This is a genomic window from Dyadobacter koreensis (assembly GCF_900108855.1).
Lineage (GTDB): Bacteria > Bacteroidota > Bacteroidia > Cytophagales > Spirosomataceae > Dyadobacter > Dyadobacter koreensis.
In genome coordinates, this window is sequence record NZ_FNXY01000003.1 from 149328 (window position 1) to 172378 (window position 23051).

General features: G+C 41.0%; 20 protein-coding genes. 7 read left to right on the forward strand and 13 right to left on the reverse strand.

Annotated elements, in window-relative coordinates; all coding sequences use genetic code 11:
• Positions 1-100 precede the first annotated feature (100 nt).
• Complete coding sequence (rny, locus tag BMY70_RS09345; RefSeq protein ID WP_090334918.1) at positions 101-1672, forward strand: ribonuclease Y; 1572 nt, start codon at positions 101-103, stop codon at positions 1670-1672.
• Positions 1673-1688: 16 nt separating this feature from the next.
• The gene (locus BMY70_RS09350; protein ID WP_090334919.1) at positions 1689-3224 is read left to right on the forward strand and encodes a sigma 54-interacting transcriptional regulator; all 1536 of its coding nucleotides are present in this window, start codon (positions 1689-1691) and stop codon (positions 3222-3224) included.
• 85 nt (positions 3225-3309) lie between these two features.
• Here BMY70_RS09350 and recA read toward each other — a convergent pair whose 3' ends face one another.
• Together recA and BMY70_RS09360 are read right to left on the reverse strand one after the other, a co-directional pair.
• Complete coding sequence (recA, locus tag BMY70_RS09355; RefSeq protein ID WP_090334920.1) at positions 3310-4380, reverse strand: recombinase RecA; 1071 nt, start codon at positions 4378-4380, stop codon at positions 3310-3312.
• A 250-nt stretch (positions 4381-4630) separates the two neighbouring features.
• On the reverse strand, positions 4631-6115 hold the full coding sequence (locus BMY70_RS09360; protein WP_090334921.1) for a hypothetical protein: 1485 nt from the start codon (positions 6113-6115) through the stop codon (positions 4631-4633).
• 241 nt (positions 6116-6356) lie between these two features.
• Here BMY70_RS09360 and BMY70_RS09365 point away from each other — a divergent pair, with 241 nt between their 5' ends.
• From BMY70_RS09365 to BMY70_RS09375, 3 genes are all read left to right on the forward strand, one after another.
• Complete coding sequence (locus tag BMY70_RS09365) at positions 6357-7103, forward strand: acyl-CoA desaturase (RefSeq protein WP_090334922.1); 747 nt, start codon at positions 6357-6359, stop codon at positions 7101-7103.
• A gap of 179 nt (positions 7104-7282) precedes the next feature.
• On the forward strand, positions 7283-8320 hold the full coding sequence (locus tag BMY70_RS09370) for an aminopeptidase (RefSeq protein ID WP_090334923.1): 1038 nt from the start codon (positions 7283-7285) through the stop codon (positions 8318-8320).
• A gap of 12 nt (positions 8321-8332) precedes the next feature.
• Positions 8333-9130 carry a DUF3108 domain-containing protein gene (locus BMY70_RS09375; protein ID WP_229209549.1) on the forward strand — a complete coding sequence of 266 codons (798 nt, stop codon included), beginning with the start codon at positions 8333-8335 and terminating at the stop codon, positions 9128-9130.
• On the opposite strand, the gene BMY70_RS09380 is transcribed toward BMY70_RS09375, so the two are convergent.
• Entirely contained in the window at positions 9096-10100 is a 1005-nt protein-coding gene (locus BMY70_RS09380; RefSeq protein WP_090334924.1) for a hypothetical protein, read from the reverse strand. The genes BMY70_RS09375 and BMY70_RS09380 overlap by 35 nt on opposite strands.
• A 6-nt stretch (positions 10101-10106) precedes the next feature.
• Positions 10107-11561, reverse strand: a complete 1455-nt coding sequence (gene dnaA, locus BMY70_RS09385; RefSeq protein ID WP_090334925.1) for a chromosomal replication initiator protein DnaA — start codon at positions 11559-11561, stop codon at positions 10107-10109.
• 251 nt (positions 11562-11812) lie between these two features.
• Here dnaA and BMY70_RS09390 point away from each other — a divergent pair, with 251 nt between their 5' ends.
• Entirely contained in the window at positions 11813-13186 is a 1374-nt protein-coding gene (locus tag BMY70_RS09390; RefSeq protein ID WP_090334926.1) for a methylmalonyl-CoA mutase family protein, read from the forward strand.
• Between the two features lie 45 nt (positions 13187-13231).
• On the forward strand, positions 13232-15376 hold the full coding sequence (scpA, locus tag BMY70_RS09395) for a methylmalonyl-CoA mutase (protein ID WP_090334927.1): 2145 nt from the start codon (positions 13232-13234) through the stop codon (positions 15374-15376).
• Here scpA and BMY70_RS09400 read toward each other — a convergent pair.
• The 9 genes from BMY70_RS09400 to BMY70_RS09440 all read right to left on the reverse strand — a co-directional run bounded on the left by BMY70_RS09400 (position 15373) and on the right by BMY70_RS09440 (position 23008).
• Positions 15373-16590 carry a beta-ketoacyl-[acyl-carrier-protein] synthase family protein gene (locus tag BMY70_RS09400; protein ID WP_090334928.1) on the reverse strand — a complete coding sequence of 406 codons (1218 nt, stop codon included), beginning with the start codon at positions 16588-16590 and terminating at the stop codon, positions 15373-15375. The genes scpA and BMY70_RS09400 overlap by 4 nt on opposite strands.
• Positions 16574-16840: a phosphopantetheine-binding protein gene (locus tag BMY70_RS09405; RefSeq protein ID WP_090334929.1), complete on the reverse strand. Its 267-nt coding sequence runs from the start codon at positions 16838-16840 to the stop codon at positions 16574-16576. The genes BMY70_RS09400 and BMY70_RS09405 overlap by 17 nt, the downstream gene beginning before the upstream one ends.
• 5 nt (positions 16841-16845) lie before the next feature.
• Entirely contained in the window at positions 16846-18123 is a 1278-nt protein-coding gene (locus BMY70_RS09410) for an ABC transporter permease (protein WP_090334930.1), read from the reverse strand.
• Between the two features lie 4 nt (positions 18124-18127).
• On the reverse strand, positions 18128-18877 hold the full coding sequence (locus BMY70_RS09415; RefSeq protein WP_090334931.1) for an ABC transporter ATP-binding protein: 750 nt from the start codon (positions 18875-18877) through the stop codon (positions 18128-18130).
• Between the two features lie 28 nt (positions 18878-18905).
• Positions 18906-19937 carry a BtrH-related acyltransferase DarH gene (gene darH, locus BMY70_RS09420; protein WP_090334932.1) on the reverse strand — a complete coding sequence of 344 codons (1032 nt, stop codon included), beginning with the start codon at positions 19935-19937 and terminating at the stop codon, positions 18906-18908.
• Between the two features lie 4 nt (positions 19938-19941).
• Complete coding sequence (gene DarG / locus BMY70_RS09425; protein ID WP_090334933.1) at positions 19942-20340, reverse strand: flexirubin biosynthesis protein DarG; 399 nt, start codon at positions 20338-20340, stop codon at positions 19942-19944.
• A gap of 38 nt (positions 20341-20378) precedes the next feature.
• Positions 20379-21521 (reverse strand): dialkylresorcinol biosynthesis protein DarB, encoded by a 1143-nt coding sequence (darB, locus tag BMY70_RS09430; RefSeq protein WP_090334934.1) that lies wholly within the window; start codon positions 21519-21521, stop codon positions 20379-20381.
• 64 nt (positions 21522-21585) lie between these two features.
• Entirely contained in the window at positions 21586-22488 is a 903-nt protein-coding gene (locus BMY70_RS09435) for a hypothetical protein (protein ID WP_090334935.1), read from the reverse strand.
• A 37-nt stretch (positions 22489-22525) separates the two neighbouring features.
• Positions 22526-23008 (reverse strand): hypothetical protein, encoded by a 483-nt coding sequence (locus tag BMY70_RS09440; protein ID WP_229209550.1) that lies wholly within the window; start codon positions 23006-23008, stop codon positions 22526-22528.
• Positions 23009-23051 lie beyond the last annotated feature (43 nt).

The window sequence follows — 23051 nt, forward strand, 5'->3', positions numbered from 1 at the left end:
GGCGATAAGATAACATCTTTAATCATCGTACAACAGATAAGTTCGGCATTTTAAGCGCATGTAGTCGGTAGCACCCAACTATTGTAAACACATTACTAAAATGTCAAATTCTTTAACATTTATTATCCTACTATCTGATATCATCGCGCTTGGCGTCGGGGTATTTGCAGGTAAATACATTTTCAAAAAATCTTTCGATCAAAAGGAAAAAGATGCTCAGGACAGAGCTTCCGAAATAATACGTAATGCGGAACAATCTGCTGAAAATATTAAGAAAGACCGTATCCTGGAAGCAAAAGAAAAGTATCTGCGCCTGAAAACAGAATTTGAAGAAGAGTCTAACAAGAAAAGAGTTATTCTTCAGACTAATGAACAAAAGCTTAAACAGCGCGAACAAAGTCTGCAGCAAACTGTTGAGCAAAACAAGCGTCGCGAGCACGAGCTTGAAGCACTTAAAAATAACCTTAACGGACAGCTCGAGACGGCTACGAAGAAGCGCGAGGAAGCTGAGAAAATGCTTAGTCAGCAAGTTTCCCAACTTGAAAAACTGGCCAATCTTACAGCTGATCAGGCAAGGGAACAACTTGTTGATGCGCTAAAAGCAGAAGCTGATACAAGAGCTGGTTCGTATGTAAAAAGTGCAATGGAGGAAGCTCGTCTTACTGCAACGAAAGAGGCGAAAAAGATTGTGATCGAAACGATTCAGCGTACCGCAGCAGAGCATGCGATCGAAAACTGTGTATCGGTTTTCAACATTGAAAACGATGATATCAAAGGAAAAATTATTGGTCGCGAAGGACGAAATATCCGTGCTCTCGAAGCCGCAACAGGAGTTGAAATTATTGTGGACGATACTCCGGAAGCAATTGTAATCTCCGGTTTTGATCCGGTTCGTCGGGAAATTGCCCGTCTTGCGTTACACCGTCTGGTTCAGGACGGCCGTATTCACCCGGCACGTATTGAAGAAGTTGTTGCCAAAACACGCAAAAACATCGACGACGAAATCGTTGAGATAGGCGAACGTACGGTTATTGATATGGGAATTCACGGATTGCATCCTGAGCTTGTAAAAATGATTGGCCGTATGCGTTTCCGTTCTTCTTACGGACAAAATCTTTTGCAGCATTCAAGAGAGGTTGCCAAGCTTTGTGCAACTATGGCGTCAGAATTGGGGTTAAATACTAAACTGGCGAAACGTGCTGGTCTGCTTCATGATATTGGAAAAGTATGGCCGGAAGAATCTGATCTGCCGCACGCAATTCTGGGAATGGAACTTGCCAAGAAATTCAAGGAAAATCCGGAAGTATGCAACGCGATCGGAGCTCACCATGACGAGATCGAAATGACGAGTATTTTGTCTCCGATCATTCAGGTTTGTGATGCAATTTCAGGTTCTCGTCCAGGTGCTCGTCGCGAAATGATGGAATCATATATCCAACGTTTACGCGATCTTGAAAACATGGCGATGTCATTTGACGGTGTAGAAAAATGTTATGCAATCCAGGCTGGCCGCGAACTTCGTGTTATAATTGATGCAGACAACGTTTCAGATGAAAAAGCGGGAATGCTTTCTTTCGATATCTCTCAGAAAATTGAGAAAGAAATGCAGTATCCCGGACAAATAAAAATTACCGTAATCCGCGAAATGCGCTCTGTTGCCTATGCGCGGTAAAACAGCCTAATGATACATGAAATATTCAGAGCTTACAAGTACAGAAACATTAGGCATTCAGACGCTTGGTGAGTTAAAAAAAGCAGGTTATGAATCCCGTTCGATCAAACAGGAGCTTCGGGATAATCTGATTGAAAAAATAAAAAATAAAACATCGGTTTTCCCTGGAATCTGGGGATATGAAGAAACGGTTATTCCAGACGTCGAGCGTGCGATCCTATCCATGCACAACATCAATCTTTTAGGTTTACGTGGCCAGGCAAAAACGCGTATTGCCCGAATGATGGTTAATTTGCTCGACGAATACATTCCTTATGTTAAGGATTCCGAATTGCATGACGATCCGCTGGCACCGTTGTCAAGATTTGCCAAAGATTTAATAGAAGAAAAAGGTGATAATACGCCTATCGCCTGGCTTCACAGAGATGAGCGCTATACAGAAAAACTGGCAACGCCGGATGTGTCAGTAGCAGATTTGATCGGTGACGTTGATCCTATCAAAGCTGCAACCTTAAGGTTGCCTTATTCCGACGAACGCGTGATCCATTACGGGTTGATACCACGTTCACATAGAGGGATTTTCGTAATTAACGAATTGCCTGATTTACAGGCACGTATCCAGGTTGCTTTATTTAACATTCTGCAGGAAGGTGATATCCAGATTCGCGGGTTCAAACTTCGTCTTCCCCTGGACATCCAGTTTGTTTTTACAGCAAACCCGGAAGATTATACCAACAGGGGCAGTATCGTTACGCCGCTAAAAGACCGTATTGAAAGCCAGATCGTTACCCATTACCCGAAAACACTTGAAGTTGGTAAGAAGATTACCGAACAGGAAGCTTTCGTTAAAAAGGAACAAAAAGAGATTGTTAAGGTTAACGAGTTAGTAAAAACCTTGATTGAACAAATAGCATTTGAAGCGCGCGAAAGTGAATATGTGGATAGTAAAAGCGGTGTTTCTGCCCGTTTGACAATTTCCGCTTATGAAAGTCTTCTAAGTGCTGCCGAACGTCGCGCACTCATAAATGGAGAAGAATCTACTTATGTTAGAATTGCGGACCTTTACGGCGTGATACCAGCAATTTGCGGTAAAGTAGAACTGGTTTACGAAGGAGAAGTAGAAGGTCCGGTTATTGTGGCTCAAAATCTGATTGGTAAAGCAATTCGCACGCAATTCCTTAATTACTTCCCGGATCCAGAAAAATCCAAAAAGAGCAAAATCAATCCTTTCGCCAAAGTGATCGAGTGGTTTGGTTCTGGAAATGAAATGGAAATGATCGGCGATATGACCGATCGTGAATACAATGCCCGTCTTAAAACAATCGACGGTCTGGATGATTTTGTGGATATGCTAAGTGCTTACGGAGACGTGAACGAAAAATTGTTCATGATGGAATTTGCGCTTCATGGAATGGCAGAATATTCTCTTATTGGAAAACAATCGCTTGATCAGGGAATTAAATTCCAGGATTTGGTCAGCAGCATGTTCTCAGGGCCGGACGACGAAGATTATGATTTTGATGAAGACGAGGATGATAAAAATCCTTTTTGATCATAATAATAACAGCAAATATAAAGTAAAAGGCCTCAGGAAATTTCCTGAGGCCTTTTACTTTATATTACCAATTGGCTGAATATCATTCAGGTGCACCGTCGTCAGCAATATTTGGTTCCAATGTATCAACTAAAACCTCTGGTTCGTGATTTACCTTTGCACGTACCTTCGCTTCCAGTTCATCCATCAATTCCGGATTATCCTTGATAAGCGCCTTTACAGCATCACGGCCCTGTCCAAGACGATTTCCGTCATAGCTAAACCATGAACCCGACTTCTTAACGATATCCAGTTCAACAGCAAGGTCGATGATCTCTCCAACTTTTGAGATTCCTTCGCCATACATGATGTCAAACTCAACCACTTTGAACGGAGGGGCAACTTTATTTTTTACAACTTTTACACGTGTTCTGTTACCAAGAATCTGGTCAGCACTTTCCTTGATCTGTCCAACACGACGGATATCCAACCGTACCGAAGCATAATATTTCAAAGCATTACCACCTGTTGTTGTCTCAGGATTACCAAACATCACACCAATCTTCTCACGAAGCTGGTTGATGAAAATACAGCAGCAGCCTGTTTTATTAATTACACCGGTAAGTTTACGCAATGCCTGAGACATCAAACGAGCCTGAAGACCCATTTTGCTATCTCCCATCTCCCCTTCTAACTCTGCACGCGGAACAAGTGCTGCAACAGAGTCAATTACAATAATATCGACGGCACCACTGCTGATCAAATGTTCTGCAATTTCTAATGCCTGCTCGCCATTATCCGGCTGAGAGATCAAAAGATTGCTTGTGTCAATACCTAATTTTTCAGCATAAGCACGATCAAACGCATGTTCTGCATCGATAAATGCTGCAAGTCCGCCTCTCTTCTGTGCTTCGGCAATGCAATGCATCGACAAAGTTGTTTTACCAGAAGATTCAGGACCATAAATTTCAACCACGCGGCCACGGGGAACCCCGCCTACACCAAGTGCCAGATCCAGTCCAAGAGAACCGGTAGAAATAACCGGAATATCCAACACTTTGGTATCACTCAGACGCATTACAGTACCTTTACCGTAAGTCTTGTCCAATTTTTCAAGTGTAGTCTGAAGCGCTTTTAATTTGTTGTCTTTATCCGATGTTGTTGGTTGTGCCATAAAGCAGGACTAGTTGTGTTTTTGGTTTGAACATAAAAATAGCGGCTTATGAAAAACAAAAACCGCTCCCACCAGCATATTTCTGAGATGTAAATTTACCTTTTTCCAACCTCTTTTAAAAGGATATTTTCAGGATCATTTACACATTATTATAACGCCACCAGATACTATCAAATGTGGGATGAGATAATATCAGTAACAAAGATATGATATTATCTGTATCAAAACCAGAAATTTAAATAATATTTTTTCACAATTTGGGAGAGACATTTAATTCGTAGAACGAATTCTTTTTGCCGAGATACTGATCCGCTTCTTCCTGCGTCCACTTGGCTTGAAGTGCCTGATATATACCTGGATAAGCATCGTAAGGAATAGGTTTGAAAGCGACTTTATCGGGAAACAAGTTAGATGTAGCCTGATTGATGGTAACAGCTCTGTAGATCCTTGCAGCTGCAATTGCCGAAGATGATACTAACAGTAATATTATGATTACTGAATAAGGCGTTTTCTTAATCACTGCCCAACTTCTCTGATAATTTGAAGTCTGCGCTAACGGGTAAAAAATATAAATGCCCGCGATCAATAGGCACGGCATCATTCCACGAAAAAGAAAGTCATTTAGCTTTCCAATCCTGTAAAGTGGAAAAAACATAATGACGCAAAGCGTTACGAAGATGGGAAACATCGGTAAGAAATTTTTACTGTACCGCTTGTAATAAAAATAGACGAGCGTGAAAATGACAAGATTCAAGCCGATATTTACACCATATTCAACAAACCGGCTGGCAATATCTCCCGAAAACTGCCAGATAAAACCCGAAGCCGGCATATTCTTATGTGATAAATAAAATAGCAGGACCGGAAGGCAAGCCAAGAACGGAAATACGACACGTTTTGCCGAGCCCCAAAAATCCAGCCTCAGGCCGTTTAAAATCCATTTCCGTAAAACTACGATGGCTACAACAGTCCCGCTTGTAACTGATGGAAAAACAGCCCACCAAAAACTCAATGCAACAGGCAGGACAATATATTCTGCATTCAATTTATGTCTTAAAACATAAACAAACATTCCGGCAATGATCATGGTTGGAATAACCTGGTTTGGCACCCATAAAAGGTTCTCAAAGTTGGACCAGGGCTCAATGGCAAACTCGCTTTGCTTGTAGAGCGGGCCAGCAATCTGGCTCAATACCGACTTGATAAATCTCGGCGTATCTCCTACTGAAAGCGCAAGAATTACAAAAACCAACTTTTTGTTCAAGGCAAGATAAACCCATGTCAACCCTAGAAAAAACCCCAAATAACTCCAGATAAAAATAATGTCTTCCCGTATTTGCCCAGCCATTTTGGATAAAAAAACAGGAACAACATAGTAACCGTAATAGTAGGACACTACGGGCCCTTTTAGAGGAATTCGTTGCGGCCAGTCCGAAATAAATAGCTCATAAAGTTTTGTATTGTGCGCCCAGTGATCCAGCGTCTGAAAGCAGATTCCACTCACCCCGGAAATGAGTGTTGCCGCCAACGCTATGATTAACAGGGAAATTAAATTACGCTTATTAAGAACTTCCGACTTCCCGAAGTCATTGTTTTTAAGGACTTCAAAAAATAAAAAACCCAATAGTAAAACTCCAAAAAATGCAATCGAGGTTCTTGTCCAATAAATAAAAAAAATAAGGTTTGGAAGAAGCAAATATCCAATACTGATGCATCTGAGAAGATAGACACTCATAAAGATGTATAGTTAGGGATGATTAGAAGACGATTTAAACTTACTGCCCTAATTTAAAAAATCCTAATTATTTTGAGTTTATGGTCATCCTTCACGCTATATCTGTTAACATTCATGACAGTTCTTGAAATGAACTAATGCAAGTAATTTTTCTCACTGATAGTTATCATCTTTTTCCCAAAAAAATGAAAATAACTTTGACATGTTAAAATAATAAACTTGTCTTTTCCTGAGTTAAACAATGACCATTTTAGTCTTTTTTATCGCGCACTGGTATCTTTCACTATTGATGCAAACCTTCTTCCTACATCGATATGCCGCTCACAAGATGTTTACTATGAGTCCGGCCTGGGAGAAATTTTTCTATACTGCAACTTGGATATTTCAAGGATCGTCTTTTTTAAGCCCGTATGCATATGGCGTTATGCACCGGCTACATCATGCCTATGCGGACACAGAACTTGACCCGCATTCTCCGAGCTTTTCGGACAGTATAGCTGATATGATGTGGAAGACAAAAAATTATTATAACAACATAGTCCGCCAAACAGACCAGATCGATGCCAAGTTCAAAAAAGGAGTTCCGCATTGGGACTTGATGGAAAAAATCGGAGATTCCTGGATCTCAAGAATTGGCTGGGGCACTTTATATGTTCTGTTTTACATTCAATTTGCCACTTTCTGGTGGATGTTTCTTTTACTGCCAATTCATTTTTTGATGGGTCCGGTTCATGGAGTAATCATTAACTGGTACGCCCACCGCTATGGCTACGTTAATTTTAAAGTTGACGACACTGCCAAAAATCTGCTACCATTTGACTTTCTGATGATGGGTGAATCCTACCATAACAACCATCATAAATTTGGAGGCCGCGCGAATTTCGGAATTAAATGGCACGAGTTCGATCCAACCTATCCGTTCATTCTGGTTTTGAACAAATTGAAAATTATCAAATTGAAGAAAAACAATGATCTACTTTACATGTGACATCGCAGGACATAGTAATAATTTTAACAATTTATCAAATCAAAAAAACTGCCGGTCATTAAGAAATTGTAGCATTGCAAATTAATCCGTAAGGTTTTCTGTATTTTTGTTTAATATAAAGGCCGGTTTCATAACCAGCCTTTTTTATTTGTTTTCAAAATCATAAAACGGAAATTCTGGTGTTCAGGAAAATATCAGCTGTAATAGTTATCTTACTTCTCATACTCGGTTTCTATTATCGCGATTTGATCAGTTACGGCTGGATGCAAGCAAAGGGACAGGCAACCATTTTGCTGAATGTTCAGGATGTTGAAGAAATTTTGCGAGACCCCTCATATCCGGATTCTCTAAAATCGCGGATACGGCTTATTGAAGAAATAAAACAATTCGGTGTTGACTCCCTCGGGCTTAGTCCTTCAAAAAACTATACAACGTTTTATAATCAGCATGGAAAGCCTCTGATGTGGGTTATAAATGCTTCCGAAAGGTACCAGATAAAAGCTTATAAATGGACTTTTCCGATTATAGGCACTTTCCCCTATAAAGGTTATTTCGATTCCACAAGAGCCGTTGTCGAAGAACAGGAGTTGATAAAATCCGGTCTTGATACTGATATCGGGGAAGCATCTGCATGGTCAACCTTAGGGTATTTGAAAGATCCGATCCTCTCGAGTATGTTAAGGAGGCGCGAAGGGAGTTTAGCCAACCTGATCCTCCACGAGCTCACACATGGTACACTTTTTGTAAAGAATGACCTCGAACTGAATGAAAATCTGGCCAGCTTCGTCGGGGATCTTGGAGCGATAAGATTTTTAACACAAAAGTATGGCGCAGATTCGAAGCAGCTAAAAGCGTATGAGTTTTCCAAGAAATATAATGATGCATATGCGCAGCACATGTTAAGGGGAATTTCCAAACTTGATAGTCTGTATAAAACATTCGGTTATAACAATCCAGATAGTTTGATAAAGGATAGTTTAAAAAATAAGACGATTTTAAAAATACTTAATGATGCTGATACACTGTTTGCTAACCAAATTACGTTGAAACCCAAAAGCGTGTGGACGGAAAAAAACGTCCCGAATAATGCATATTTTATCGGTTATCAAACGTATAAATCGAAACAAAATCAATTCCGGGAAGAGTTTGAGACAAAATTCGGTCGGGATTTTAAAAAATATTTGTCTTATTTAAAAGAAAAATACCCCTCGTTGTAGATACTATCGCACATGATGAAAAGATTAAAAATTACGGTTTTTGTCGTTTTATGCCTTGTTACAATTCTTGCATTCAGGCAATATGAGCCAAATAGAGTTATCGTAAACAAAAGTTTCAGTTTTGGTGAAAGGGTTGAATACCGGGTTCACTATGGATTTATAAACGCAGCAGAAGCGAGGGTTGAAATCGCGAAAAACATTTCCGTTGTCAACAATAAACCATGTTTCAAGATCAATGTGACGGGCCGGACAACAGGCGCGTTCGACCTGATTTCAAGGGTCAGAGACAATTGGCGGTCTTATGTTGATACAGTTGCGATCGTGCCTCAAATGTTCTATCGGAGTATTCAGGAAAACAAGTATCGAAAAGAAGAAACGGTTGTCTTTAATCATGACAAAGATCAGGCAACCTCAACGGTTAAAGAGGAAACCAAAACATATAAAACTCCAAATAACATTCACGACATTATCAGTGGGTATTTCTACCTGCGCACCATTAATTTTGAACGGGTTACAGAAGGGGAAGTGATTGAGGTACCCACATTTTTTGATGGCGAAGTCTATAAACTACGCATTCGTTATGTTGGAAGAGATGTAATCAAAACAAAGTTTGGAAAAATAAAGGTCCTGAGACTTAATCCGTTAATCCCGGATAATAAGCTGTTCAAGGGAGAGGGAGCTGTAAAACTTTGGGTATCTGATGATATTAACAGAATTCCGCTAAAAGCAGAGGTCGAACTGGCTATCGGGTCACTCGAAATGGACATCAAGTCTGTTAAAAATCTTCAGAAAGAGTTGGCCTGGTATTGAGCATTTTTTTCAGCCGCCGGTTTTGTATTTGTTTAAAAGGAAAAAATAAATCATTTTTCTTGATCCCAAAATAGTTTGCCGCAGTAGCACCGAAGCTTCGATAAAAGCTCGCAATAGATTCAACATCAGGACTTTCAAAATCGAACAAGATCGAAGAATCAGCATTTTCTTGAAAAAATTTATCCAGCATTATGGTTCTGGCGTTGCCTTTCCGTCCTATTTTGTCAGCGGCATTGAAAAGATAGATAGCTTTGTTTTCAGACTTCACAATTAATACGCCGGAATGCAACAAATCATCTTTTATGGCATACCAGATCTCTAACGATTGGTTTTCGCTAATCTGTTCGAGCAATTGGCTCAGTATTTCATAAGTGCTCTTTCTCACGCCACCAGCAATTTTCGACTCATGATTCTGTTGAAACATTTCAACCAAAGGTTTGAAATCTTGACTTTTCTCAAAGCTCCAGTTTTCCTTAAAACTTCTTTTTAAATTAGTTTTTCTGTCCAAAGAATATCCTGCCGATAAGTTTTCATAGCAGCTTCGAAGTGACAGCAGGAACGTAGTATTTTCTGATAATCGGAAAGTGTTAAATCTCCGTATGAGAGGCCGGAGATTCGCTGTGTTGGAGGGATTGAAATTGTAGGTTGAAATGTACCGGAAGTTTCGGTCGAGAGATTTCAGAAACTCTTCTACCACACTTTTTGACAGATCACGAGAAGAAAAAATGCCTAAGTATTGGCAGAACAAAGGCTGTTGAATTACTTCAATAAACCATTTTTTCTTCACAGGCAATGGCATGATAACCTGATAGTCTTCGGCAGCAGGCCATACTAATGCCATCCATTGCTCACAAACCACATCCAGATACCACGAATAGGCATAAATGATGTGCTGTTCGGAGTTTTTCACCGTTTCATTCCAACGTACGTCGTCAATTTCATTTCTTGAAAGCAACAACGGCGCCGTCATGATGGATCATTTAAAATAACTGCGAAGTTTCTGCAGGGTTTCTTCAACGTCCGGGGTTTCGTCCATCAGCAAATTAACGCTTTGAATCGAGTGAATAACAGTACTGTGATCACGACCGCCAAAATGATATCCGATCGATTTGAGTGGCAGATCGGTATATTCTTTCGCCAGGAACATAGCTAGCTGACGCGGATAAACAACCTCCTTCTTTCTGCTCTTGCTTTTTAAATCAGCTATTGTAACCTTAAAATAATCAGCTACGATCTCTTGAATTGTATCGATAGTAACTTCCTTATCCTCGTTCATTACGATGTTTTTGAGCGTGTTTTTTGCCAGCTCAACATCAATCTCACGGCGCGTCAGGGATGCCTGAGCCATAAGGGAAACAATCACACCTTCAAGTTCACGAACGTTTGAATTAACGCTGTGCGCAATATATTCGATTACATCATAGTCAATCTGAATACCTTCTGCCTGAATTTTTTTCTGAATAATTGCAATACGAGTCTCAAAATCAGGCGTTTGCAAATCGGCAGTCAGTCCCCATTTAAAGCGGGAAAGCAAACGGTCCTGTAAACCTTCCAACTCTCTTGGCGGACGGTCACTGGTCATAATAATCTGCTTTCCTAACTGGTGCAGGTGATTGAAAATATGGAAGAAAGTATCCTGAGTTTTTTCTTTTCCCGACAGAAACTGAACGTCATCAATCGCCAGAACATCCACTTTCATGTAAAAGTCCGTGAAGTTCTGAAGCGTGTTATTTTTGATAGAGTTAATAAACTGGTTCGTGAACTTTTCAGAAGAAACGTACAGAACTAACTTATTGTCGAAATGATTTCTGATATAATTCCCAATTGCCTGCACAAGGTGGGTTTTCCCCAAACCTACGCCACCATACATCATCAAAGGGTTAAAGGAGGTTAAACCGGGACGTTGCGCCACTGCAAAACCGGCAGAACGAGCAAGTCGGTTACAATCACCTTCGATAAAGTTGTCGAACGAATAATTCGGATTCAGATAAGTATCCAGATTCATCGAATCCTGATCTTTTACAACCAGGTTCGAACCCATTCTCGGATCCGTCGCAAAATTATCAGGTCCGGAATATTTTGGTGATTTAACCGTCGAAACATTCATGGTCAGAGGCTGATGCTTCTCATTTCCTTTATCGACAATAATCGAATATTCCAACAGCCCGTCACGCCCAATTGCATAATCCAGCGCTTTCCTAAGTAAATTGACATAATTATCTTCCAGCCACTCGTAAAAGAACTGGCTCGGAACCTGGATCGTAAGAACCTTTCCATAGATTTTAAGCGGTCGGATTGGCTCGAACCACGTTCTAAAACTCTCTTCAGGAATATGTTGCTTAATAACCCGAAGGCAACTATCCCATATTTGGTCTACTTCTCTATGTGCGGTTACTCTTTCCAATGTCAAACTTGCGTAATCAGATATCATAAATCAAAAGGACGGCAAAGATAAGAAAATAGATGGTCTCTGCAGATTAAACCAGTGTTCAATTTAATTCCAATCTGTACGATTACCAAGCCATGAACTAAATCCATTGGAATAATCCTACGTTATAGACGTTAGCTTTGCTTAACAGTAACGTAACAATTGAAAAAATGTAATCTCAAATTTGTAGCTTTGTTAACGTCTCTGGACTTTGTCGCAAGGCGGTTAAAAAACTGTTTATCAACCGTACTATTATGTCTTCTCACCTGTTTTCAGAGTTTGGATTTCCAGATAAAATAGCCTGGAAGAAGCAGGCAAAAAATGAGTTAGGAGAAAAATCAGACAAAATAAAAAGCTTTAAAATTGGGCAAAACCTGCCTCTGGACGCATATTACACAGCATCTGACCTGGATCCGGGGCGAATTTCGGAGTTACAAATCTGCCAGAGAAATACTGCAGGGTGGCTCAATACTCCGCTGACCAAATTTGACAAACCCGCTACTACAAATTACAAGATAGTCTCCGCTCTTCATGCAGGAGCTGATGCAGTTCTGCTTCAATTAACAGAGTCTGATCTTAAAAAAAATGAGCTTTCAAAAACACTTCACTCGGTAAAACTTTGTGACACGCCGATTTTTTTTCAAACAGAAATAAATTCCGAAAAAATATTTGATGAAGTGTCCCGCGGAGCCGGATATTACCTCAAAGGAGGAATTGCCAACGATCCTTTGGCGAATTGGATGCGAAATGGAAGTAATTTTTCCGAGGCCACCGAAAATATCGGTAAGACACTGAACAAAACAAAAATGATGCGGGAATTTCGTCCCTTAATGGTGGAAAGCCACGTGTATCATAATGCTGGAGCAAATCCTGTTCAGGAGCTGGCTTTCTTAATTTCTTCAACTGTTTATTACCTTGATAAACTAACCGATTCAGGAATCTCACCGTTGCATGCTTTGAACCGTTTTTTTTATTCTCTCTCAATCGGCCCCGAATACTTGACTGAGATTGTGAAATTAAGAGCATTGAGATATTTGCACAAGAAAATCGGACAGGCATACCAGGTCCCCATGGAGCTTTGTAACAGCTTTATCCATGCACAGACGTCAACTTTTTATAACGCGATATACGCTCAGAAAACAAATTTAATACGGTCAGGCTGCGAGGCGATGAGCGCGGTTATAGGTGGCTGCGATGCGTTGACTGTCCTGCCTTATAATCAGTCTTTTGAAGATACAACTGAATTCAGTGAGCGTGTGGCACGGAACGTTTCTTCCTTATTATCCGAAGAAGGTTATCTTGATCGCGTTGCCGATCCCGCCGCTGGTTCCTATCAGTTAGAAATGATGACGATTAACATGGCAGATACGGCCTGGGCCCTGTTTTTAGAGACCGAAGATAAAGGCGGGATTATTCCTTGTTTTGAAACGGGATTTATCAAGAACGAAATTGAAATATCCTGGCAGGAAAAACGCAACTCGCTAGAAAATGGAAAGGTATTTGTGGGTGTAAATAAATATAGAACCGAAGAGAAGGTCGAAAGAAGGAATACGCAAAAGCCGTCAGAAGTGACTGATTCAGAAATAACCAACCGGCTGGTCGCTAAAAATTTATCGGAGTACTGGTAAATTTCACATTACTAATGCTTTTGTAGTTCCAAACTAATCACACGTATGAAGCCGGATTTTAAAAATATTGTGCTTCAGAAAGCGGCCCAGCCTCGACCCGAAGATAAACAGTCTGAAAAGACTTTTCAGACTCAGGAAGGCATACGGGTCAAATCAATCTATCGGCAGGATGATATTGCTGATGCCGAACATCTTGGTTTCTCGGCTGGAATTCCACCCTTTCTTCGTGGTCCGTATGCCAGTATGTACCTCGACAGGCCGTGGACAATCCGCCAGTATGCCGGTTTTTCCACAGCCAAAGATTCTAATAAATTTTATCGAAAAAATCTGGAGGGCGGGCAAAAAGGCCTTTCTGTGGCTTTTGACCTGGCAACGCACCGCGGTTACGATTCCGATCACCCGAGAGTCGTCGGTGACGTTGGAAAAGCCGGTGTCTCTATCGATTCGGTAGAGGACATGAAAATTCTTTTTGACCAGATCCCGTTGGATCAGATGTCCGTTTCAATGACTATGAATGGGGCTGTGATTCCGGTAATGGCATTTTTTATTGTCGCTGCGGAAGAACAGGGCGTTTCTGCTGACAAACTTTCTGGAACAATTCAAAACGATATTCTGAAAGAATTCATGGTGCGGAATACCTACATTTATCCCCCCGAACCATCCATGCGGATAGTTGGCGATATTTTTGCGTACACTAGCAAATTTATGCCTAAATTTAATTCGATCAGTATCAGTGGGTATCATATGCACGAAGCTGGTGCGCCTGCGCATCTTGAACTTGCGTACACGCTCGCCGATGGTCTGGAGTATATCAGAACCGGATTGCGTGCCGGAATTGAGATCGACGAATTTGCGCCAAGACTTTCATTTTTTTGGGGTATTGGAATGAATCATTTTATGGAGATCGCAAAGATGCGTGCCGGCAGATTGTTATGGGCAAAAATTGTCAGCCAATTTCAACCTGGGTCAGACAAGTCACTGGCATTACGTGCACATTGCCAAACCAGCGGTTATAGCCTGACCGAACAGGACCCGTACAACAATATAGCAAGAACTTGCGTGGAGGCACTCGCGGCGGTATTTGGACATACGCAATCACTGCATACCAATTCGCTTGATGAAGCCATCGCGCTGCCTACCGACTCCACTGCCAAGATTGCCAGAAACACTCAGCTTTTTTTGCAGCACGAAACTGATATCTGTAGAGCTGTTGATCCCTGGGGAGGCTCGTATTACGTTGAATATCTGACAAAGGAATTAACAGAAAAAGCCTGGGAACTGATCGAAGAAGTTGAAAAACTTGGTGGAATGACGAAGGCAATCGAAACAGGACTTCCCAAAATGCGGATTGAGGAAGCGGCGGCGAGAAAACAGGCCAGAATTGATGCTGGCCGCGATGTCGTCGTTGGTGTAAATAAATATCAACCGGAAATCAAGGATGCTTTTGATATTCTGGAAATTGATAACGACAGTGTCAGAGCAGAGCAAATTGCACGGCTTGAAAAGATAAAAACAGAAAGAAATCAGCAAGATACTGATGCAGCTTTACGGGCCATTACGGCTGCGTGCAAAGAGAAAGGCGGAAAAGATTTCAATAATAATTTACTTGCTCTTGCAGTTCATGCGGCCCGAAAAAGAGCTACTTTGGGCGAAATATCACAGGCTATGGAAAAAGAATTTGGCCGTTACAAAGCAGTCATCCGCTCGATATCCGGAATCTATCAGTCAGAAGTATCTGATGATGAAAATTTTCGGATTGCCAGGGAAATGGCTGATCAATTCGAAGAATTAGATGGCAGAAGACCCCGCATTCTGGTAGCCAAGATGGGTCAGGATGGACATGATCGGGGCGCGAAAATTATCGCAACCAGTTTCGCAGATTTAGGTTTTGACGTTGATATCGGTCCGCTTTTCCAGACACCAGCCGAGGTTGCGAGACATGCGGCCGAAAATGATGTGCACGTCGTGGGCGCTTCCAGCCTGGCAGCAGGACACAAAACATTAATCCCACAGCTTATTAATGAACTTAAAAAACTGGGGCGTGGAGATATCCTGGTCATTGCCGGTGGTGTGATTCCGTCGCAGGATTACCAATTTTTATATGATGCAGGCGTAAAAGGAATTTTCGGTCCGGGGACAATTATTTCAGTAGCGGCTCAGCAAATTTTAAAGGAATTAATGGAAAGCTAGAGGACTTTACCCAAAACTAAAGAAGTACAATTCCCCCCAAATCCAAACGAATTGGAAAGCACATAATTTACCTGTGCCTCGGATTGATATGACGTGACAGGTAAATCTTCAAAATCCTTCATTGCGGTTTCTATGTGCAAACTTGGATAAATCTCGGAATTATTTATGCTCAAAATACTGAGTATTGCTTCTACCGCTCCTGCCGCTCCTAATGTGTGCCCCGTATATGATTTCGTTGAACTAAATGGAGGAACATTTTTAAAAATCTCTGTTATTCCTGTCAGCTCCACACTGTCATTATTCGGCGTTCCTGTGCCATGCGCATTGATATAATTGATCTGATCCGGAGAGATCCCCGCTGATTCAATCGCGTCTTTCATGGATCTGATCGCCCCGACAGCATCTTCTGACATAGCAGACGGATGATGTGCATCATTTGAATTTCCATAACCAAGAATTTCCGCGTAGATCTTTTTATCACCGACAAGTTCCTCAGATTCTAAAACAAGATACGCTGCCGCTTCTCCCAGATTTAATCCGTCACGATTTTCATCAAAAGGTTTACAAGGATTTTTGGAAAGAATTTTCAGGGCGTTAAATCCATTGACCGTATATTTTGCCAGCGCATCCACACCCCCAACAACAGCCCGGTTGGCGCGCCCTGATTTAATAAGTCTGGCACCCAGCATAATTGCGTTTGCTGACGAAGAACATGCAGTATTAATGGTATCTGTAAACCCATTAATCTTATATTTTTCAACAAGTTTCAGCGTGTGAGACCCGGGCCCGTAAGCTTCCAGATATTCAGAGCCGTCAGATTTACAATTCGCATCTTCGTACAACTGGTCTGTCAGACACATCCCTCCGACAGTACTAGCTGAAATTAACGCAGTATCAAATGAAGAAAGCTCGGAAGAGGATAATCGAGAATCTGCAATCGCTTCTTCAAAAGCCTTTACAGCCAGGAGACAAGTCCGGGTATATCCCGGCTCATCTTTAAGGTTCAAAATTTCTTTTAACTCTTCGTTGCTTGTTTCTATCTCCCCAAATGGTAAGACAGCGGTGTAGTAAGACTCAAAATGAACAGCATTTCTTATCCCGGCCTGGCTCTTTACCAGACTCTCATGATTTTTTTCAACATTGTCACCCAAGGCAGAAATTATTCCAATTCCGGTTACAAAAACCCTTACCGGCTTATCACGCTGTTTTTGCATTTTTAATAATATACTCGGCCATATGGTTTACATCAACTAAAATCTTTCTTCCTTCGGCTGGATTGGTGATCTTAATTCCGTATTCTCTTTCCAACAAAACAACCAGTTCTAATGAATCGATTGAATCCAAACCCAAATCGCCCCCGAAAAGCGGCTCGTCGTCTTTAATATCTTCCGGATTTATATCCAATAAATTTAAGTATTGTACAATTTGTCCTTTTATAACTGGTTTTAAGCTTTCAATTTCCATTAGTATCAGATAATTTTTTCTATTCTAAGTTTAATATACGTGCAAAGTTGGCAAATCAAAATGAATACTCCCAAAAATAACATGACAGACCTGAGCTCATGCCAGCTTCCTCCTTTCAGGAATAGAATATAAAACCCTTCCAGGCACCAGTGCAAAGGAGAAAAATTACTGGCAAACTGCATATATTCCGGCATCACAAATGCAGGCACTAAAATCCCGCCAATGGCTCCAAAAATAATGATGGATATCGCGCCGAACCCGTTTGCCTGCTCTTGTGTTTTTGCCCAAGAACCAATCAAAAGTGCGTAACTCACCGCCGACATACTACTGATAAAAACCACAGCTGCAAAGGCAGGCAAATTTCCAGGAATAGTAAGCTTAGGCAGGCCGATTTCAGGCAAAATCCAAACACCGATTGAAAAAGTCAGAGTAACTTGTAAAATCGCAACAATTACATAAATAGCCATCTTACTGAGCATCACCAGCATAAAACTGGTGGGCATTGTTTTCAATCTCAGAAAACTTCCATTGATCCGTTCCTTAACGATATTGCTTCCCAAAGAAACAACCATAAAAAACATAGCGAAGATCGTCCAGGCTGGTACGTTGTGCTGCGTTGAATTCGGAACAGCTACCGAGTTACTGTTAGTGGCAACGATCTGATTAATTTTCACCCGGTTGGATGCCATCTTTTCACTAAGCTGAATCGATTTCGAAGCAATATCCATGTCGGAATAAATCCTATCGATCATCATGGTTTTTTCAATCGTGCCAAGATACGAATCGACTACTCCCATTACAGATGCACTGTAATTTTCCTGTAAAACAGGATCGTGATAAAAAGACAAAACCGGCATTTTTTCCACAACGGCGTGAGAAGAATCTGTTTCCAAACCCATATCCCGCATCATCATGTGGCTGATCTCGCCGGTATTACTTTCAAGTCCGCTCGTAAAATTGGGTGGAATATATAAGGCGATCATTTTTCCCCGGGCAAGCAATTCTTTCTTTAAAGCACTTTCCGGAAGACTATTCAGCGTATCAATTTTGAAAAGCCGGGATGTCGCCAGCAAATCCAGCAATTTTTCGCCCCCGCTTCCCTGATCGTGATTAACCACCAACATCGGAATCTCATTTTCATTCACAATTTTGTAGGCACTATCCTGGATTATTGTAATAATAAAAACAAGTAAAAGCGGCATGACAAACATAAGCGCCAACCCAACTTTGTCGCTGACAAGCAGAAGAAACTCTTTACGAATAGATGAGTAAATTTTAAACATAGGGTTAATCGCGGTACTCCTCTCCTGTCAGTTTTATAAATAATGACTGTAAATTTGCAGCTCCGTTTTCAATCAATAATTCGCTCAATCCGCCCTCCACAACTACTTTTCCATGGTCAATTAAGGCGATACGATTACAGAATTCTTCCGCTTCCGACATATGATGAGAAGTATACACAATCGTTGTGCCAGCCCTGTTAATTTCTTCAAGATACTTTATAATAGCGTTTTTGCTCTGTACATCAACACCTACCGTCGGTTCATCGAGAAATAAGATTGAAGGTCTGTGAATCAAGCCAATAGCAAGATTAACGCGCCTTTTCATACCTCCTGAAAAAGTAAAAACTTCTTTATCTGCCACTTTCGCCAGACCAAGTTCATCCAGCAATTTGTCAATGCGCTCAGAAAGTTCAGTTTTAGATAAATTGTACATAGCCCCGAAATAGTCGAGATTTTGCCTGGGCGTCAACTCCTGGTAAAAGGCATATTCCTGAGGTACGAATCCTAAAAGGCTGCGGCGCTCCTGTTCATTTATTTTTTTTCCGGCAATATAATACTGGATACTTCCTTGAGAAGGTGGAATGATACCACAAAGAATTGAGATAAGCGTCGTTTTGCCCGCACCGTTTGGTCCAAGCAGACCGTATACATCAGACTCATTGATCTGAAGACTCACAAGGCTTAAACTATCCTCTTCCGCAGACTTATATCTTTTGGTAATATTTTCAATTTGAATGGACGGGCCTTTGTACATCTTGCAGCTATGCTGAATGAGAAAATAATTATTTCCCCAGATTCAATTTAGAAAGTTTTAAAAAGGCTTCTTTTTCGACAGAACGGATTTGAAGAAGACGGTCCGCAATCTCGTCGAAACTTTGCTGCTCGGTTAGTCTGCCTTTGTAAACGCCAGCCATCTGGATCGCACTTGCACGCCACATATCTCCTGATTTAGTAAATTCCTCAGAAATCCCTATTAAGCGATCGTCCTGCAAGTATGCCGCGGCTTCTTCAAGAAAAGCGCCGTAAAGAAAACGAAAACCTCCCCCGCCTGTGCCGATTTCTTCCTGCATCCGCACAATCTGGCCGAGATATAAACCGGCTTTTTTCAGTCCAAGTTTATCGCGCCATTTTCTGATGTTATTGGAAGTATACCGAATCCCGTTCACCCCCGCAAAGTTTCCCGGAATACTGATCATATCGCGAACATTGCGTTTAATTCCCTTGATAATACCTTTACGAATTAAATCGTCGGTGATGACACCCACTCTTTCAGGAAAATAAATATGTCCTTTTGGAGCCAGCGGCCCCTGAGCAAAACGCACACGCGATAATTCTTCTGCCGAAAGTGAGGTGACTTCTTCCATAATCGGGTCGCTGATCTGATAGCGATCGTCATCACGCCCATATACGATCAGATTATGTGCGTTAAAGTGAAAACGATATTCCTTGGGAAAATAAGTAAGATGAAAAACACCAACCTGACATCCAACCGGAACCCCGTCGTTAATTTTTTTATCTAAAAATGACTGCGCTTTGGCAGGATCACTGAATTTGTTCCGGGTAACCTCAACACCAAGCGCTCTGCAGGTCCGCTTGAAAATTGCGCCCGGCATCGTCCGGAAGGATATAGCCGGACCGTTGTTGATTGTCAGAAAAGGAATTTGTATGTAAAAAAGACCGGAACCCATGCCAAAAGCAAGCGGCTCGGTCATAAAATCGAGACCGTGATAACGTAATAGAGCAGTCGTTACGCCATTTTCACAATGGGCAGCGTGGACGTGATGAAATTCTTCTGTTTTGGTATCGATGTTCACTTAATTAACCTTTAAAATTTTTCAATTCGTCGACTGTTATGTCAAATGCCTTCGCATACTTTTCGAGTTTTTTATCACTCAAAGAACTAAATACTGAAGGTTTTAAATGCCTTTTGATAAAGAAAACAAAGAAGCCGGTGTAACCTGAAAGTACGGCAAGATCCATAAGATTAAGTTCCATAAAATAGTAAACCGGACTTTTCTCTCCGTTGGCGACAGCTTTTCTCGCCTCTTCTACCCTGTCGTTCACTTCAACCCATGCACTGTCGAGAGCTTCTTTTTTAATATCCCAGCCTTTGCTTAGTGCTGTTTCATATTTACCGTCCTCATTTTTCACATAACACAATTCCCTGGTAAGTCTGGAAAGTGCGCCTGGTTCCTGTGGCAAATCTTCTTTTTTCATTAGACATGGGTATTAAATCTGAATGATAAAATTCTTTATTAACAAACAGTAAGCAAACAGAACATGTAGGAAAATCTCGAACTTTCCGGAACGGCGAGTAAAATTTTCTCCCCTTTTTTAAGTTTTCCGCTGTTAAAAATTTCCTCAACCATCATGTAAATTGAAGCTGCTCCAACATTTCCCATAGTCGCCAGATTGGTAAACCACTTTTCTTTTGGAACAGGGATGCCATTTTCAAGAAGGACTTCTTCAATTTTGCTTTCAAAAAAGTAACTCGAAATATGGGGCAGAAAATAATCCACATCATTCATATCAAATCCTTTTTTATCTAATATCTGTTTCAGGTTGTTAAAGCCGAGCTTAACGATTTTCTCGCTTAACAGCTTCACATCCTGTTTGATACTAAAAATCGATTTATTGAAAATCTCCTCGTTTGTAAAGTCCTTGAAACTTTTCAGCGTTCCGTCCTCCTGCTTGTAAGCACCCATATACATACAAGCTTCTTCCTCATTAGCAAAAGAGCAGCCGTCGATCCATTCGATCTTTAAGGAATTTCCGGTTTCATTTGGCTTACCTTCAATCAGAAAAGCACCAGCACCATCAGAAAGCATCCAGCGCAAAAAATCCTTATCAAAGGATACATACGGATTTTGTTCCAAACGGATCAATTCCTGAACTTCTTCTTCAAATTGCTCGGCACGTAACGAGGGCGAGAAACGCTCAGAAGCAACGGCTACGGCTTTCTCCTTGTCTTCAAGTTTCACCGACATATATGCATATTTCAACGCATGCATTCCGGCACAGCATACTCCCGACGGCGATACAACTTCAATAGTACCTGTCTCGGGCAGCCATCCATGAATCATCACGCCATGTGAAGGCATGATCTGATCCGGGCTCGACGTTCCCGCACTTAATAAATCTATTTCTTTCAACTCATCCGGGTTTCCGGGAAACAACTGCCTAACCGCCTGAGAGGCCATTTCAGCGTTTGTGTGTGTGGGAACACCCTCCTTGGTATATGCGTAATAACGGCTCTTAATTTTATTATTTCTAAGAACAATCGCCTTTGATTTGGATGATTTCCCGTTGATGAACCCCAGATATTCTTCCATTTCTTCATTGGCAACCGCCTGGTTGGGCACGAACTTTGATACCCTGGTAATAAACGCTTCTGACATTGCAATAAAATATTGATTATTTAAAAAGTTGATGCAGCTTTTAATCGCCTTATACTGATTATTTTCAGCTCACATCATAGTAATATTCTTTCGACTTCTTGATGGATTTCTGACTGAACGGCGCAATCAGAATAAAGTAAACGGACAATATAATCGGTGATGCCACAAACAAAGCAATCAACAGATAATATTTAAACAGGTTAACCAGAAACTTCCTTTTTTCCGGTGTTGTTCCTTTTCTCTTGATCAGTCCCGCCCATATCCTGAAAATCTTTTTCCCCCTCATTTCGATAAACCAAATGTCGGTCGGGATATCGATTAATCCCAGAGAGAGGATTTTCTTTTGTAATCCCTGGAAATCATTATTCACCATCGCAGTATGCACGATCGCTCCGAACTTGTCGGCACTTAATATATCCTCCTGGCTTACACCAGGCAGCGGAAGCAAATTCCATTTTCTTTCCTTCTTACCGGAAAGCATCCAGTGGAAGATTGTCAAAACACTGATCAGATTCGGCTCGCGGTCCATAAGCGGCACATTCCCGACCAGAATTCCACCTGCCTTTTTTATATAAGCCTTAACACTTTCCTGCGAATTGAGCCACATATTCCTTCCTCCAATGACAGTCACGATTGGTGTGTCTTTCATCTTCTGCTGGAATATAGAATCCTGCAAAAGTGACGTCACAGGTAGTGAGGGAGATAAAAACCAAGGCTGATAGCCCAGCACAATCAGATCATATTTTTCAGATGCGTATGTAATAGGCTGCAATGCTATTGCTTCTTCGTTTACACATTCGGGCATGGTATCGTAAAACACTTCGCTTTTCCAGGGAAACCGGATTGGTTTAACCGTTTCAATCTGTTTTCTCTCTATCTCAGCAGAATTAAATGGCAACAAAAAATTGTCAATGATCTCATTTAATTGCCCTGACTGCGAATAATTAATTACAAGCACCTTTTTCATTCAACTATTTATTCAAATTTTCAGTACTCAGATGCAGCTATTGTAAGTCATCCACTTTAAGTATTTCCGAACCTGATGCGTAATTTTTAACTATTTTCTTTAATTCGGGATCAAGACTTTTGTAACCTTCGACAACAGCTTTTTTATCAGCATCAAGATTTTTATTATATTTCAATACCTTAGGTGCATGTTCCTGAACCGCCAGTCTTAAAAAACGGTACTCCGTATTGGAAGGTTTTTTTGAAATTTCATCTTCCAGTAAATGCGCACCTTTTTTAAACGTCTTAACTTTTCCATTTACCCCTTTTACAAAGCTGGCTTTCTTCATATAAAGTGCACCCTGATACGCCAGCGTGGCTGATGAAGATTTTTCCTTTTCCAACAGCATTATCATTTCATCAATCTCGACTTCGGTCCTTCCCGAAAACGCTTTATAAAACTCGCTTTTATCAACGGCGATATTTACAAAAGACGAAAAAAGAATAATAAAGATAAAGCCAAAAAACTTGACTGGTTTCATAACATGACATTTTTCTTAAAAACACCGTTAAAAGTGCCTGATC